At 54.3% G+C, this 14,062-nt stretch carries 16 protein-coding genes; 14 read left to right on the plus strand and 2 right to left on the minus strand.

All coding sequences use genetic code 11. The features are described from left to right. Window positions 1-6: 6 nt before the first annotated feature. Window positions 7-393, minus strand: a complete 387-nt coding sequence (locus tag ACR0DA_RS03260) for a YciI family protein (protein ID WP_170598283.1) — start codon at window positions 391-393, stop codon at window positions 7-9. Between the two features lie 84 nt (window positions 394-477). Here ACR0DA_RS03260 and ACR0DA_RS03265 point away from each other — a divergent pair, with 84 nt between their 5' ends. Genes ACR0DA_RS03265 through ACR0DA_RS03310 form a run of 10 tightly spaced genes read left to right on the plus strand, consistent with a single transcriptional unit; the run spans window position 478 to window position 8,695 of the window. Beyond that, a complete protein-coding gene (locus ACR0DA_RS03265) occupies window positions 478-1,362 on the plus strand; it encodes a fumarylacetoacetate hydrolase family protein (RefSeq protein ID WP_170363806.1) in 885 nt (294 codons plus the stop codon). Next, a complete protein-coding gene (locus ACR0DA_RS03270; RefSeq protein ID WP_170404058.1) occupies window positions 1,359-2,024 on the plus strand; it encodes a malonic semialdehyde reductase in 666 nt (221 codons plus the stop codon). The genes ACR0DA_RS03265 and ACR0DA_RS03270 overlap by 4 nt, the downstream gene beginning before the upstream one ends. A gap of 18 nt (window positions 2,025-2,042) precedes the next feature. Then, window positions 2,043-2,498 (plus strand): OsmC family protein, encoded by a 456-nt coding sequence (locus ACR0DA_RS03275; protein ID WP_170339947.1) that lies wholly within the window; start codon window positions 2,043-2,045, stop codon window positions 2,496-2,498. A 34-nt stretch (window positions 2,499-2,532) separates the two neighbouring features. Next, window positions 2,533-3,606 carry a C4-dicarboxylate TRAP transporter substrate-binding protein gene (locus tag ACR0DA_RS03280; protein ID WP_170439450.1) on the plus strand — a complete coding sequence of 358 codons (1,074 nt, stop codon included), beginning with the start codon at window positions 2,533-2,535 and terminating at the stop codon, window positions 3,604-3,606. A 30-nt stretch (window positions 3,607-3,636) separates the two neighbouring features. Then, complete coding sequence (locus tag ACR0DA_RS03285; RefSeq protein WP_170339329.1) at window positions 3,637-4,188, plus strand: TRAP transporter small permease subunit; 552 nt, start codon at window positions 3,637-3,639, stop codon at window positions 4,186-4,188. Beyond that, a complete protein-coding gene (locus ACR0DA_RS03290) occupies window positions 4,185-5,489 on the plus strand; it encodes a TRAP transporter large permease (protein WP_170339327.1) in 1,305 nt (434 codons plus the stop codon). The genes ACR0DA_RS03285 and ACR0DA_RS03290 overlap by 4 nt, the downstream gene beginning before the upstream one ends. Window positions 5,490-5,499: 10 nt before the next feature. Further along, a complete protein-coding gene (locus ACR0DA_RS03295) occupies window positions 5,500-6,366 on the plus strand; it encodes a dioxygenase family protein (RefSeq protein ID WP_170366815.1) in 867 nt (288 codons plus the stop codon). A 21-nt stretch (window positions 6,367-6,387) separates the two neighbouring features. Beyond that, a complete protein-coding gene (locus ACR0DA_RS03300) occupies window positions 6,388-7,194 on the plus strand; it encodes an amidohydrolase family protein (RefSeq protein ID WP_480752941.1) in 807 nt (268 codons plus the stop codon). Beyond that, the gene (locus tag ACR0DA_RS03305; protein ID WP_170598279.1) at window positions 7,191-7,568 is read left to right on the plus strand and encodes a hypothetical protein; all 378 of its coding nucleotides are present in this window, start codon (window positions 7,191-7,193) and stop codon (window positions 7,566-7,568) included. The genes ACR0DA_RS03300 and ACR0DA_RS03305 overlap by 4 nt, the downstream gene beginning before the upstream one ends. Further along, window positions 7,565-8,695 (plus strand): cytochrome-c peroxidase, encoded by a 1,131-nt coding sequence (locus tag ACR0DA_RS03310; protein ID WP_480752943.1) that lies wholly within the window; start codon window positions 7,565-7,567, stop codon window positions 8,693-8,695. The genes ACR0DA_RS03305 and ACR0DA_RS03310 overlap by 4 nt, the downstream gene beginning before the upstream one ends. 654 nt (window positions 8,696-9,349) lie before the next feature. On the opposite strand, the gene ACR0DA_RS03315 is transcribed toward ACR0DA_RS03310, so the two are convergent. Then, a complete protein-coding gene (locus tag ACR0DA_RS03315; protein WP_480752945.1) occupies window positions 9,350-9,991 on the minus strand; it encodes a TetR family transcriptional regulator C-terminal domain-containing protein in 642 nt (213 codons plus the stop codon). Between the two features lie 191 nt (window positions 9,992-10,182). Here ACR0DA_RS03315 and ACR0DA_RS03320 point away from each other — a divergent pair, with 191 nt between their 5' ends. From ACR0DA_RS03320 to ACR0DA_RS03335, 4 genes are read left to right on the plus strand one after another with little or no spacing between them, the layout of a single operon-like run. Next, complete coding sequence (locus tag ACR0DA_RS03320; RefSeq protein WP_480752947.1) at window positions 10,183-11,046, plus strand: ABC transporter permease; 864 nt, start codon at window positions 10,183-10,185, stop codon at window positions 11,044-11,046. After that, a complete protein-coding gene (locus ACR0DA_RS03325; RefSeq protein ID WP_170339925.1) occupies window positions 11,043-11,837 on the plus strand; it encodes an ABC transporter permease in 795 nt (264 codons plus the stop codon). The genes ACR0DA_RS03320 and ACR0DA_RS03325 overlap by 4 nt, the downstream gene beginning before the upstream one ends. Window positions 11,838-11,857: 20 nt before the next feature. Next, a complete protein-coding gene (locus tag ACR0DA_RS03330) occupies window positions 11,858-12,973 on the plus strand; it encodes an ABC transporter ATP-binding protein (protein WP_480752949.1) in 1,116 nt (371 codons plus the stop codon). Then, a complete protein-coding gene (locus ACR0DA_RS03335) occupies window positions 12,970-14,025 on the plus strand; it encodes an ABC transporter substrate-binding protein (RefSeq protein WP_480752950.1) in 1,056 nt (351 codons plus the stop codon). Before ACR0DA_RS03330 ends, ACR0DA_RS03335 begins: the two co-directional genes overlap by 4 nt. Window positions 14,026-14,062 lie beyond the last annotated feature (37 nt).

The raw sequence follows: 14,062 nt of genomic DNA on the forward strand, positions 1-14,062 counted from the left end.
GAGCTCTTAGCTGAGCGTGCTCGTTCCAGTCGATAGCCCGATTGAGATGTTCAGCGAGCCCTCGTTTATCAGCCATCGCCGAAGTACAAAGCTGCGTGCACCGCTTTTGTGCATCGGGTCATCTTCTGCCAGCTTTCGGGCGGCTTCGAGACTGTCGGCCCTATAGATGATGAGGCCAATCCCTTGCATATGCTCGCCGGTTTCATCCGACATGGGGCCTGCAAAAGCCAACTGCCCCGAATGTTCAAGCTGCGCCTGATACGCCAGGTGACCTGGCAGTGAAGCTTTTACATCTTCGGGCGCTTTGGCTGGCGTGCTCAGCGCGACGTAAAGCTCCAACGCAAGCGCACCGCGGCTTTTCGCATCTGATTTGTAGTCTGCCCAAGCAACCATTCGCGGCCTCCAGAAATATCGATATTATTTGACATATTGCAAAATAGTCGGCAAAAATCAAGCAAGCTAACATGGAAGGTGACAATGAAATACCTGGTGGGAGAGACTTCGGAAGGCACAGCGGTTTTTGCCGTGAACGGTGAAAACGCAGTGAATCTAACGGCTTTGGACCCTGCCGTCGGTTCCGATTTGATGGGTTTGATTGGCCAGCCAGGTTTGGCCGACTCGCTGGCTGAAAAAATCATCTCGGCGGAAGCTGTGCCGTTATCCTCAGTCACACCGGCGTTGCCCGTGGCGTCACCCGGCACAATCATTTGCATGGGTTTGAACTATACGGATCACATCAAAGAGGGCGGCTACGACATCCCCGAATATCCAACGCTGTTCATGCGCGGTAAGAATTCGATCATGGCGGCGGGCCAACCCATGGTGCGGCCTGCGTGTTCGGAAAAACTCGACTACGAAGCCGAGCTTATGCTGATCGTTGGAAAACGCGGCCGCCATATCTCGGAGCAGGACGCGCTGGATTATGTCTTTGGCTACACTGTATTCAACGATGGTTCGCTGCGGGACTATCAGCGCAAAACCGTTCAGTGGACGCCCGGCAAAAACTTTGATGATACGGGCGCTATCGGTCCTTTCACCGTGACGCCAGATGAGTTGCCCGAAGGAGCATCAGGTCTGAAGATCGAAAGCCGTGTGGGCGATGAAATCCTGCAAAGCTCGAACACGGCCAATATGATCTGGGGTGTCCGGCAGGTAATTGCGACGATCTCGGAATATACCACTTTGGAGCCGGGGGATCTGATTGCTCTGGGCACGCCACCTGGAGTTGGACACGCCAAAAAGCCCAATCCCCGTTGGTTGAAACCCGGCGAAACCGTCGAGGTCGAGATTGAAGGCATTGGAGTTTGCGCCAGCCCAGTGATTGATGAAAAAGACGCCAAGTCAAAGGTCGCCGCAGCATGACCGCACCAACCGGGGCAGAGCTGGAAGCACTTCGCGCCAAGGCACAGCAAGATCATCGAGACCTGCGCCAGCGCATTCCGCGATTGTCCGACGATGCAATTGCCCTGATCCTTCGCGAGTCCAGGTCTCACTATGCCTGGACCGACCAGCCGGTTTCTGACGATCTGCTCGAAGAGATTTACGACATCACGATCAACGGCGCGACCAGCATGAATACGCTGCCCGCCCGCTTCGTTTTCGTGAAAAGTGCCGAAGGAAAAGAGCGGCTTGCCAAGTCGTTGAAGCCGAAGAACGTGCCAAAAATGATGGATGCGCCGGTCACGGCGATCATTGCCTATGACATGGACTTCTGGAGGGAATTGCCTTTTCTTTTCCCGCACGAAGACCGACGGCCATTGTTTGAGAACAATCCCGAATATGTGGCCGATACAGCTTTTCGCAACGGAACGCTTCAGGGCGCTTATTTCATGATCGCCGCCCGAGCTGTCGGGTTGGATGTCGGCGCGATGTCCGGCTTTTCGAACAAGATCGTCGACGAGGAGTTCTTTGCAGGAACAACGCTCAAGTCGAACTTTTTGTGCAATCTGGGCTACGCAGATGAAACGGGACTGTTTCACAAGCTGCCTCGCTTCCCATTCGAAAAGGTTTGCTCTTATGCATGAGGAGGTGACCCAGTGGCCATGAAAGTGAAACCTGTCGTCACGTACCGCACGACAGCTCAATGCCCGACGCACGCGCGGACCGAGATTCCCATTCGTGATTTAGATGTTGTCGTAGACGAACCGGTCGAACGGGGCGGAACAAATCTTGGCCCGTCCCCGACCGAAACCGCAATGGCAGCGCTGATCGCCTGCACCAACGTCATCGGGCACAAGAATGCGCACCGTTTGGGAGTTGATCTTGGCACAGTGACGATAGACGCGAAATGCAGGTTGGATCGCCGTGGTGTCCTAATGGAAGAAGAGATCGATGTTCCGTTTCCGGAAATTGAACTCACCGTGAATTGTGAAACGCCCGCCAGTCAGGAGGAGCTGACACGCGTGGGTGAGGAAACGGCCAAATACTGTGCCATCGCAAAGCTGTTCGAAGCGGCAGGCACTGACCTGACCGTCAACTGGGTCAAAACAAGCAGCTAAAAGTCAACAGACCCGACTTTCTGGGAGGAGAGAAATGAAAAACTGGACCAAACGCAGCCTTGTTGCGGCTGCTGTGGCAAGCGTCATGGCGATGCCCCTCGCGGCAGAAGAGACCATTTCAGCTGTTGTGATTGATGGGTACCCAGATCGGGCCTTATGGGTGAAGGAATTCACCAACTTCTTTATTCCAGAAGTGGATAAGCGGCTGGCCGAGTCCGGCAATTACAAGATGAACTGGCAGGAGAACTATGGCGGTTCTATTGTAAAACCCAAAGGTGTTTTGGAAGGCGTACAGTTGGGTTTGGGCGACATTGGCATCGTCACAACCATCTTCCATTCGTCCAAGCTGCCCAGCCAGGGGATCTCGGGCTCGACACCATTCGTCGCGTCGGATGCTCGTGCAGTGGCCAAGGCAGTTGACGAGATCGCGCGAGAATACCCGGCTATGCAGAATGAGTTTGCTGCGCAAAATCAGGTTTATCTGGCGACGGGCGTTGTGCTCGACACATATCAGATTTTCTGCTCAGAGCCGGTCGAGAAAGTTGCAGATCTTGAAGGACGCAAGATCGCGGGTGCCGGCCTGAACTTGCGCTATCTCGAGGGTATCAAGGACGCGGCGGGTGTACGCGGAGGCCTCACTGATTTCTACAACATGGTTCAAACCGGCCTTGTCGATTGCGTAATGATTTGGCCGGAAGCTTCCAAGACGTTCAAAATCGTCGAAGTGGCCCCTTACATGTTGAAGGCAGACCTTGGTGCGGTAAATACAAAAACAGTCACCGTCAATGCCGACTACTGGGCGAGTCTGCCCGATGAGGTAAAAGAAGTACTACAGGCCGTGGCTATCGACTACCGTGACCACGTGGCAGGTATTGCAATGGATCGAGCCGCTGCGTCGCGAGATGCATTTCTAGAAGCTGGCGGATCGATCATTGAAATCTCGGACGAAGACCGCGCTGCGTGGGCAAATGCGATGCCCAATGTTGCGCAGGAATGGGCTACAACGCTGAATGAGAACGGCGAGCAGGGCACAGATATGCTGGCCGCTTATCTCGGCAAGCTTCAGGATGCTGGTTTCACTGGTGTGCGGGACTGGACGGCCGAATAATCGTTCGGCGACCCGAGAAAGGGGCCAGACATGCTGAAGACCGCAGTTACCGTCCTGTCGCGGGTCGCCAATTCGCTTGCTATCGCCGCCAACGCATTGGGTACGCTTGTCGTCCTGGCGTTGGTGGTCATTCTGAATGTTGACGTCATTGCGCGGGGCCTTTTTTCGGCCCCACTGCGCGGAACCTACGAGATGGTGCAATTCTCGGTCGTGATGATCGTGTTCCTGCAGCTGGCCGACGTTGTCAGAGTGGATCGATTGACGCGCTCGGACGGGTTTTTGAACCTGCTACACCATCGTCGCCCCGGTCTGACAGCCAACCTGAGGCGCATCATCAACGCCATTTCGGCAATCTTCATGGCCTTGATCGCTTATGTAACCTTTCCAGAATTTCTTCACATGTGGGAAACACAGGACTACTTCGGAGTGCCCGGTCTTTTCACATTGCCTTGGTGGCCGGTCAAACTGGTCATCGCGTGCGGTACTGCGCTTGCCTGCGTGATCTTCCTGCTCAAGGTCGTCACGGCGCAGGACCGCCCGCAACTTGTCCGCACCCCAGAGCATGACGAGGCTGCAGAATGACCCCGATCGAGATTGGCCTGATCTCGGTCATCGCCATCGTCTTTCTGATTTACGCGGGCGTTTACATTCCTATCGCTCTGGGCGTGGTCTCGTTCGTGTCGATCTGGCTGATGCGGGACAACTTCACGCTTGCGCTCAACCTGTTGAAAGTGGCGGTTGGCGATAGCGCGATGGAGTATAGTTTCGCGACAATCCCTTTGTTTACCTTTATGGGGCTCATCGTTTCAAAAGCGGGACTAGGCAGGGATATTTACGAGGTCATGACCATGCGATTTCGCAAGGTCAAAGGCGGTATCGGAATGGCGACCGTCGGAGCAAATGCCGTGTTTGCGGCCGTTACCGGGTCGTCCATTGCGTCCGCATCAGTGTTCACCAAAGTCTCGGTCCCGCAGATGATGGCGCAGGCATATAATCCACGTTTTGCGGTTGGGGTTGTAGCTGGGTCTTCGGTCTTGGGGATGATCATCCCGCCGTCGGCAATGCTGATCATCTATTCCTTCGTGGCCGAACAATCCGTTGGTGACATGTTCCTGGCGGGGGTCATTCCAGGGATTATGCTGGCAATCGCTTATGTCGGCGCGATTTGGGTCATGGGGCGCTTCACCCCAGCTTTCGTCGGTGGTCGTGTTGTTGAAGACACCGAGTGGATGTCAGGACGCGAGATCGCCTCCAAGACACTGCCGACACTGTTCATCATTACCATCGTGCTTGGTGGTATCTACACGGGTTGGTTGACGGCAGTAGAAGCAGGAGCCGCCGGAGCTTTTGTCGCGCTAATCATCGCGGTTGCCCGCAAGTCTATGTCTCCGCGCGCATTCTGGGACGCGTTGCTGGAAACCGGGCACATCACGGCGGCGATCCTGTTCCTGATTACGGCGGCTTCAATATACAGTCGAATGCTGGGACTGGCGGGGTTGCCCAATCAACTTCAGGACTTGCTTGCAGGGAATTCCGCGTCCTTTTGGTCGATCATGCTGCTTTATGTTCTTCTGATGCTGTTCCTGGGAACGCTGCTCGACACGGCGTCGATCATTCTTATCGTTGTTCCGTTGTTCCTACCTATGGCCGAGGCGCTGGATATGTCGCTGATCTGGTTCGGCATTATCACCGTGGTCGGAGCCGAAATCGGGCTTTTGACACCGCCTTTAGGCATATCCTGCTTTGTCATAAAATCCACGATCAACGACGACCGCATATCACTCAAAGACGTGTTCATGGGCGCACTTCCCTTTGCGTTCGTGATGCTGATCGTTCTGTTCATTCTGATCGAGTTCCCGATCCTCAGCCTTGCCCTGATTTAAGGAGGCCAAGATGCGCTCTGTCACCAAAGACAATATCACTGACGTCTTCATGGGGTACCTGTCCAAAGACTCAGATCCACGAATGCGCGAGATCATGGGCTCTCTGGTCAAACACCTGCACGATTTCGCACGGGAAACCAACCTGACGCATGACGAGTGGCGCGCTGGGATTGCGTTTCTGGAAGGCTGCGCCGCGGTGGAAACCGAGGATAGGCATGAATTCGTGCTAGCCTCGGACGTGTTGGGCCTGTCGTCATTGGTTGACATGCTGCATTCCAGCCCTGACGCGACCAGTTCGTCTGTGTTGGGGCCGTTTCACGTCTCAGGCGCACCCCCGCTGCCGATCGGTGGCGATATGAAACGTCACTACGGCGGGCCGGTCCTTCTTGCTGAAGGCGTGGTCCGGGATACAAAGGGCAATCCGATTGCGGGTGCCGAGCTCGACATCTGGCAAACCGCACCAAACGGGCTCTACGCCAGTCAGGATGAGGAACAGGATATCTACTCTTTTCATGGCTTGATGACGGTCGGCTCAGATGGCCGTTACGCTTTCACCACGGTCAAACCAGTGGAATACACGGTGCCATCTGATGGGCCAGTCGGAGACATTCTGCGAGCCTGTGGTCGCCATCCCTGGCGACCGTCGCACCTGCATTACATCGTCAAAGCTCCCGGTTATCGCACTTTGGTGACCGAGATATTTCCCGACGATGATCCCTATCTGGATGAAGACACGGTGTTTGGCGTGCGCGACGATCTGGTGATGACATATGTTGAACGCCCGGCTTCTGAATTTCCTGATGGCATGGAGCTTTCTGGTAAGATCCATGAACCTTTCTTGCATGTGAATTTCGACGTGACGCTTGCCAAGGACTGATTGATAGATAGGAGGCTTGAGGTGCTGAAACGTATCTTCATTTTGGGCGCTGCGCTGTTTTGCAGTGCCGCCATCGCACAAGAGCGCCCCATCTTCGACACGCATATTCATTACAGCCACGACGCCGTCGAACTGGTGCCACCAGAACAGGTGGCTAAAATCCTTCGGGATGCGGGCGTGCGGAAAGCGCTAGTTTCCAGCTCGGACGACAATGGCACTCAGCTGTTGTTGGACGCGGCACCGGACATCGTCGTTCCAGCGTTGCGCCCGTACCGTCGTCGCGGTGAAATCAACACCTGGATGCACGATGAAACTGTAATTGATTATCTGGAAGAAAACCTGGCCAAAAACGACTACGAAGCTATCGGCGAGTTTCACGCTTACGGCGAAGATATCAAAACGCCGGTCATCCAGCGTATGATTGCACTGGCCAAAGAGCGGAACCTCATTCTACACCACCACGGTGATCGAGAGGCAGTTGACCTGATCTTCGAGACTTGGCCAGAGGCGCGGGTTTTGTGGGCGCATTCTGGCTTTGACGACCCGGCCAGCGTGTCTGACGCTTTGGACACTTATCCCAGGCTTTGGGCGGACTTGGCTTTTCGGTCGGATATGGTTTCACGCGGCCGTTTAGACCCGGATTGGAAGGCCGCGTTCGAGGCGCATCCCGATCGGTTCATGGTTGGCACGGACACATTTGCGCCGGAACGTTGGTACTACGTTGGCCCGCACGCATATTTTTCGCGTGAATGGCTGGATCTGCTGCCGGAACGGATCGCAGACAACATCGCCTATGCCAACGCTGAACGTTTGCTGGCATCAGAATGATCCGCTGGGTTATATGGCTTCTTGCTTCATCGGGCGCAGCAATTGCTTGTGACGCTGTGGGGCAACGCATGGGGTCGGAAGCCCCAGATGCGCCTGCGGTTTATTTGGCTGTCAGCGAAATTCCGTTGGCCCAACCGTTTTCCGTTCTGATTTCAGTCTGCAATGAAGCAACAGCACATGAGGTGCGTGTTGATGCAATCATGCCCGCTCATCAGCACGGTTTGAATTACGTTCCCGAAGTTTCGGCATTGGGCGATGGAATGTTCCGGGTCGATGATTTGCTGTTTCACATGCCGGGACTCTGGGAGCTGCAGGCTGACGTTCATATCGGAGGGCGATCGCTGTCCTACACGTCAGAGATTACGCTCAAATGAAGTTCTGGGCTTTAACCGCGCTAATGGCGCTTCCGGTTGCTGTACACTCAGAAATTCTATTGTCCGAAGAGGAAATACAGCAAACGCTTTCCTTCGGGCCGTGGCCGCCAACATACAAGCCAGACCCCAGCAATCGCGTTTCAGGTGACTCAAGAGCTATTTTGCTCGGCGCGGCTTTGTTCAACGATCCGGTGCTGTCGGTAGACGGCGCTTTTTCTTGTGCGAGTTGTCACGACCCCGAACAGGCATTTACAACATCCGAGGCGCGGGCGCTCGGCCGTGTCAGGTTGGATCGGAACACCCCATCCCTGAGAAACCTTGCGAGTCTGCGCTGGTACGGTTGGGGTGGCAAGAGCGATAGTCTCTGGGCAGCAAGTCTGCATCCGATCATCGAAGAACAAGAGATGGCTCACAGCAGCGAAAGTCTAAAGGCGGCAATTTCCGAGAGTTCTTATGTTGCTGATTTTGAGTCCATTTTCGGCAATATCCGAAGTCAAGACCCGGAGTTGGTCCTGGTCAACACGGCCAAGTCTCTATCAGCCTATTTGGAGACGCTTAGAACCGAGCGGACACAATTTGACAGTTTCCGCGATGCGCTGGAACGCGGAGATCTGTTGGCGGCTGCGAACTATCCCGAAGCTGCTCAGAGAGGTCTAAAGCTCTTTCTGGGGCGCGGGAAATGTGCCCTTTGCCACAATGGCCCGGCATTTTCCAACAATGAATTTCACGACGCCGGTGTGCCTTACTTCCTAAGCGAAACCGAAGTCGATGAAGGACGGTTCGGCGGGTTGAACTTCCTATTTTCAAGCGTCTACACACTGGACGGGGAATGGAACGACGATCCCGCCAAGCAAGGTGCGTGGGCGGTTCGCAGTGTGCATAGGCGTCATTCTGATTTTGGGACCTTTCGTACGCCAAGTTTGCGGGGTGTGGCTGAAACTCCGCCCTATATGCACGACGGCAGTTTGATCGACTTGGACGCGGTGGTCCGGCACTACAGCGAGCTTGATACCGAAAGGCTGCATGCCGACGGTGAGGCCATACTCTCAGAACTGAGCTTGTCCGAGCAGGAGATCGCTGATCTCATTATGTTTTTGGAGACTTTGTCCGGCGTTACATGGCCTTGAGATACTCCAATTCAGCCTGAGTGCCGCCTGAGTTATGCGGCACACCGCATTTGGTTGACCCCATCTCCACGTCAGAGAGTGTGGTCAATGACCCAGCCCGGGGACCTTCAGGCTGATCCGCCCCGCTGGTTCAAGCGAGGAGAGTCAACCTTGTTCCGGATAGGTTCGTGGTTGCCGAGGTAAACTGAGACTGGTTCGAATGCGCCTGACAGCGCCGCCACTCACTCCCGCCTTTCTCCACTGATTTTTTCGCCACGGGTTTCTGTGGGTGGTACCGTGGGCTGTGCCGCTCTACCTTGATCAGAGAAAGCGCGATATGGAGACTGCGGCCGTTTATCCGAAGCGTGCAGTGTTTACCTAAATCCTTCGCCGTCCATTCATCACTCTGCAGCAATTTCAAGCAGGAGCGTCATCTCTACACACGAGTGAATTTCAAGCGTATCCGCAAGGCCGCTCTCGCCGAGCGGCCTCAACGTTGCATGGCCAAAAAAGGGCAGTGCCACGGACAATGTGGAGACCGGTGCTCATCCGCCTACACCTCCATGCATCCTGTTCAATTGAATTTATTTAGTATGAACTCTGCTTCCACGATGTTGACTGAAAGATAGGATCGTCCATCTGGGCGCTGGCCAGACAGGAAACCTTTCGCGATCTCTACTCAGACAACACTGCGCCATTCAGGTCAAAGTGCTTTGGGAACATTGCACGCAGAAATCGGAAAACAATTCTCATTGCTTCGTCGCGGTCAAATGAATCCGGGTGGAGTAGATAATCAGTCCACATGCCTTCGAGCATTGCGAGTGTGCCGTGCGTGGCGTCCCTGGCAACTTGGTTAGGGTGTTCCGAGCCAGTTTCTTTTGCAATTCGAGCGAAAGCGTTGAAAACCAAGTTTCGAAGCTTGGCGTCGCGGGTATCTGAAAACGCAGCGATTGCTGATCTGTTTCGGGCCTCGCCTCGAAATGCGTACCAAATGGAGACGTTTTTCTTGTTGAGGATGGTTTCACTCAAGTCACCCCGAACAATCATTTCAATATGTTCCTGTCCGGTTTGCCCGGTCGCTTCCAACAACTCATAAATGCCATTGTAGTATTGTTCGGATGAATAGCGGGCGGCTTCGTCGACCAAGTTGTCCTTGCCACCAAAATGAAGATGAATCATGCCGCGGGACAGCTTGGCGCGTTGAATGATTTCGCTGACTGAGGTCTCGGAAATCCCTTTCTCTGCCACCGAGTCGAGTACGGCCTCGATCAGAGAAAGGCGATTTCGTTCGCGTATTTCTTGTCGTCTTCCGGTCATATGATTAGGCGGCTCTATTTGTTTTCAGTCTCTTGCGGTGGCGTCTAGTGGCCGATGCGAAGTTGGCCAGCCTCTATGTCGAAATAATCAGTTGACACAACTAGTGCAAAAATCCCAGATTTAAATGGACGATTGTCCATTTTGTGATCGACTGTTGTCACAGCATCGAAAACGACATTCAGCAGGGAAGCATGGCAGGAGCACTACGAAGTGAGACGGGCAGGGGCCTGGCACTTAGCGCGCCTGCGACGCTCTACGTGGGGCTGCTTGTAGCCGTACCGCTTTGTATTCTTGTCGCCTACAGTTTTTGGACCCAGACATATGTCCAGATTGACCGGACATTTACTTGGGCGAATTACCAAGAGGCGTTTACTGACCCCTTGGTTCGACACCTAATGATCCGTTCGGTTGCAATTGCGGGCGCGGTGACATTGGCAACGGTTTGTCTGGCCTATCCGATTGCCTACTTCATTGCTTTTCGTACGCAAAAAAAGACCCTCTGGCTGTTGTTGATCACTATTCCTTTTTGGAGCAGCTACCTTCTGCGCGTGTTCAGTTGGAAACTCATTCTTGGTTTCAACGGGGTGTTGAACTCGGCACTGATTTCATTGGGTTTGATACAAGAACCACTGACATTCCTGCTCTACAATGAGTTTGCTGTGGTCCTTACGCTCGCCCACGCCTGGGCACCTTTTGCCATCCTGCCGATCTATGTATCGCTGCAAAAGATTGACCGCAGCCTTTTGGAGGCCGCAACAGACCTTGGCTGCAGTAAGTTTGAGCGCTTTGTACGTGTGACGCTGCCCCTGACGGTGCCGGGGATCATCGCGGCCTGCCTGATCATTTTCATCCCAACCGTCGGCGATTACGTCACTCCGGCCTTGGTCGGTGGATCGCAGGGAAAAATGGTCGCGAACTTGATCCAGGTGCAGTTTGGCGCCGCCAATAATTGGCCGTTGGGTGCAACCCTGTCTCTTCTCGCCATGCTTTCGGTCGGCTGCGTTGCGATCCTGTTCGTGGTGATCGTCACCGCATTGGGTCGGAGGATCAGATGACCAGGGTATTTCGCATCTCATGGTTGCTGGTTTACGCGATTGCCTACCTGGTGTTTCTCTATCTGCCGGTTTTGCTGTTGCCGCTGTTTTCGTTCAATGACGGAACCATCGTTGCGTTCCCGCTCAAAGGTTTCACGTTGAAATGGTACGCGCAGTTGGGTCAGCAAGACACGCTGTTGCAAGCCATGGTGAATTCGCTGATCGTCGGCAGCGTGACCGCCGTGATGGCAACTTCTCTGGGTCTCTTTGCAGCTCGCGCCTATGTCCGTTATCGCTTCACTGGGCGTGAGTTGTCCGAGGGACTGGTCATGCTTCCACTGGTCATTCCCGGCATCATCGTTGCCAGTTCAATGCTGGTTCTGTTTATCAGCATCGGGCTGAAACCATCGCTGACCACCGTGATCCTTGGGCATGTGTTTGTGGCGCTGCCCTTTTCCGTGTCGATTATGAAGTCTGCGTTTGACGATTTCGACCAGTCTTTGGAGGAGGCCGCGTTCGATCTTGGTGAAAGCGTTGTTGGAACGTTTCGACGTGTTACCCTGCCAATCGTCGCGCCGGGTATCATTGCCAGCCTATTGGTCACCTTCACAGTGTCGTTTGACGAGTTCGTCTTGGCCTTTTTCCTATCCGGAAACAGCCCAACACTGCCGGTCTATATCTGGAGCCAGATCCGCTTCCCGGCAAAACTGCCCAACACGTTGGCGCTTGGGTCACTGCTTTTGCTGTCGTCCGTTCTGCTGCTGTTGATTGCTGAATATTTCCGCCGCCGATCCATCCAGTCCTCAGATTGAAGCCAAAGGAAACAAGTAAGATGAGCGAACAGAACATCATCGAAATTCGGGGCGTAGAAAAACGCTTTGGTTCCTTTGTGGCTGTGTCTGATCTGAACCTGACCTTGAAAGAAGGTGAGTTCTTTTCGTTGCTTGGCCCTTCGGGCTGCGGCAAGACAACGGCATTGCGCATCATCGCGGGTTTTCAGGATCACGAAGAAGGCGAGATCCGGATCGATGGTCGAACAATGGGAGAGGTGCCTGCCAACAAGCGTCCCACCAATATGGTGTTCCAAAGCTATGCGATCTTTCCGCACCTGAACGTTGGCGACAATGTTGGCTTCGGATTGCGCAAGACAAAGCTGTCTCGGAGGGAAATCAAAAAGCGTGTTGCCGAGGCGCTTGAAATGGTCGAGCTTGGCGGCCTGCAGGACCGAAAAGCCAACGAATTGTCGGGAGGTCAGCGGCAACGTGTGGCACTCGCCCGGGCACTCGTTATGCGGCCCAAGGTATTGCTATTGGATGAACCGTTATCTGCGTTGGACAAAAACCTGCGCGAAGCGATGCAGTTGGAAATGCGACGCCTTCAACAGAAGCTTGGAATTACTTTCGTCATGGTCACGCATGACCAGTACGAGGCGATGACCATGTCCGACCGCATCGGCGTCATGTTCGCCGGGCAGCTCAAGCAGGTGGATAAGCCAGAGGTCCTTTATTCCCAACCCTGCAACCGGGAAGTGGCGTCTTTCATCGGTGGAATGAACTTTCTGGATGCCGAAGTGACTTCGGAGAATTCTGAAACGCTCGAAGTCAACGTCAACGGCTTTGGGAAGATGGAAATCGGGGTGAACCCCAACGTCCAGGTGCATGACAAGGAACTTCTTGTCGGGGTTCGACCTGAGCAACTGGAAATCAGCTCGGAAAAGCCGGATGGCTACGATGCTCTTGTTAAGGGAGAGGTTTCGGACGTCGCCTTTTATGGTGAGAGTGTCCACTACTATGTGCGCGTCGACGGTCTGAAAGACAGCATCGCCGTCGCAGTACCAAACTACTTTCACACGGTCGATCACACGCGCGGCGATACCGTCTGGCTTGGCGTTCAAAGCGCCTCGGTGATTGACTTGGGTAAACGTGAATCTTTGGGAGGAGAACAATGATTAAAACAGCATCACTTACGGCAGCAGTAGTTGCCACCTTTACCGCGGGCCAAGCTCTGGCGAACGCCGCTGACCTGACCGTTTTTGACTGGTCCGGATATGAGGATCAGGGTTTCTACGGCGATTATGTCGCAAAGTACGGTGGGGCGCCCAGCTACACCTATTTTGGCAGCGTGGAAGAAGCGTTCACCAAGCTTCAATCCGGGTTTGAAGCCGATTTGGCTCACCCCTGCACAGATGCCCTGAGGAAATGGGTGGCGGCAGATTTGATCAAGCCAATCGACACCAGCAAGCTGGAGAATTGGGACAAGTTGATGCCCAAGATCAAAGAGGTCGATGGCATCACGATCGATGGGCAGACCTACATGGTGCCGTTTGAGTGGGGCAACACTGGCCTGATCTATCGCACCGATATGATTTCGGCGGATGATGTTTCGCTGCAATTGCTTGCAGATCCCGCCTATCAGGGCAAAGTCGCCATTCCGGACGCCGCTTCCAGTGCCTTTGCAATGGCAGCCTTGGCGACCGGAGCGTCCAGCTATACCGATATGAGTGACGAGGAATTCCAAAAAGCGGCGGACTATCTGCGCGCGGTTCATCCGAACGTGCGTTTTTATTGGTCTGATGCCGGCCAGCTGGATCAGGCAATTGCCAGCGGTGAGGTCACGCTGGGTTGGGGATGGAACCAATCGGAACTGAACCTGATCTGGAACGAAACCCCAGCAGTCATGATGCGTGATGTGGACAAAGGCATCGCGACCTGGGTCTGCGGGTATGTACATCTGAAATCTGCGAAGCAGTCGGATGAGCAGGTCTATGACATGCTGAACGCGCTCAGCTCCGCAGCAAGTGGGAAGTACATCATTGAAAGCTGGGGCTACGCCCACGCCAATGAAGACGCTTTTGCACAGGCAGACCCGGAGTTGATCGAAACTTACGGGTTCTCGGATGTGGACAGCTTCTTTGAAGGCAGCCTGTTCTTCGACGCCGTTAACCCTGAGTTGGAGGCCAAGATGTTGAAGGAATTCGAGCGCATCAAAGCGGGTTTCTGAGGGCGCTCTTACAACACAGCCGGGAATGGTGGGGACG

The sequence above is a fragment of the Ruegeria sp. CI8 genome, assembly GCF_056536865.1.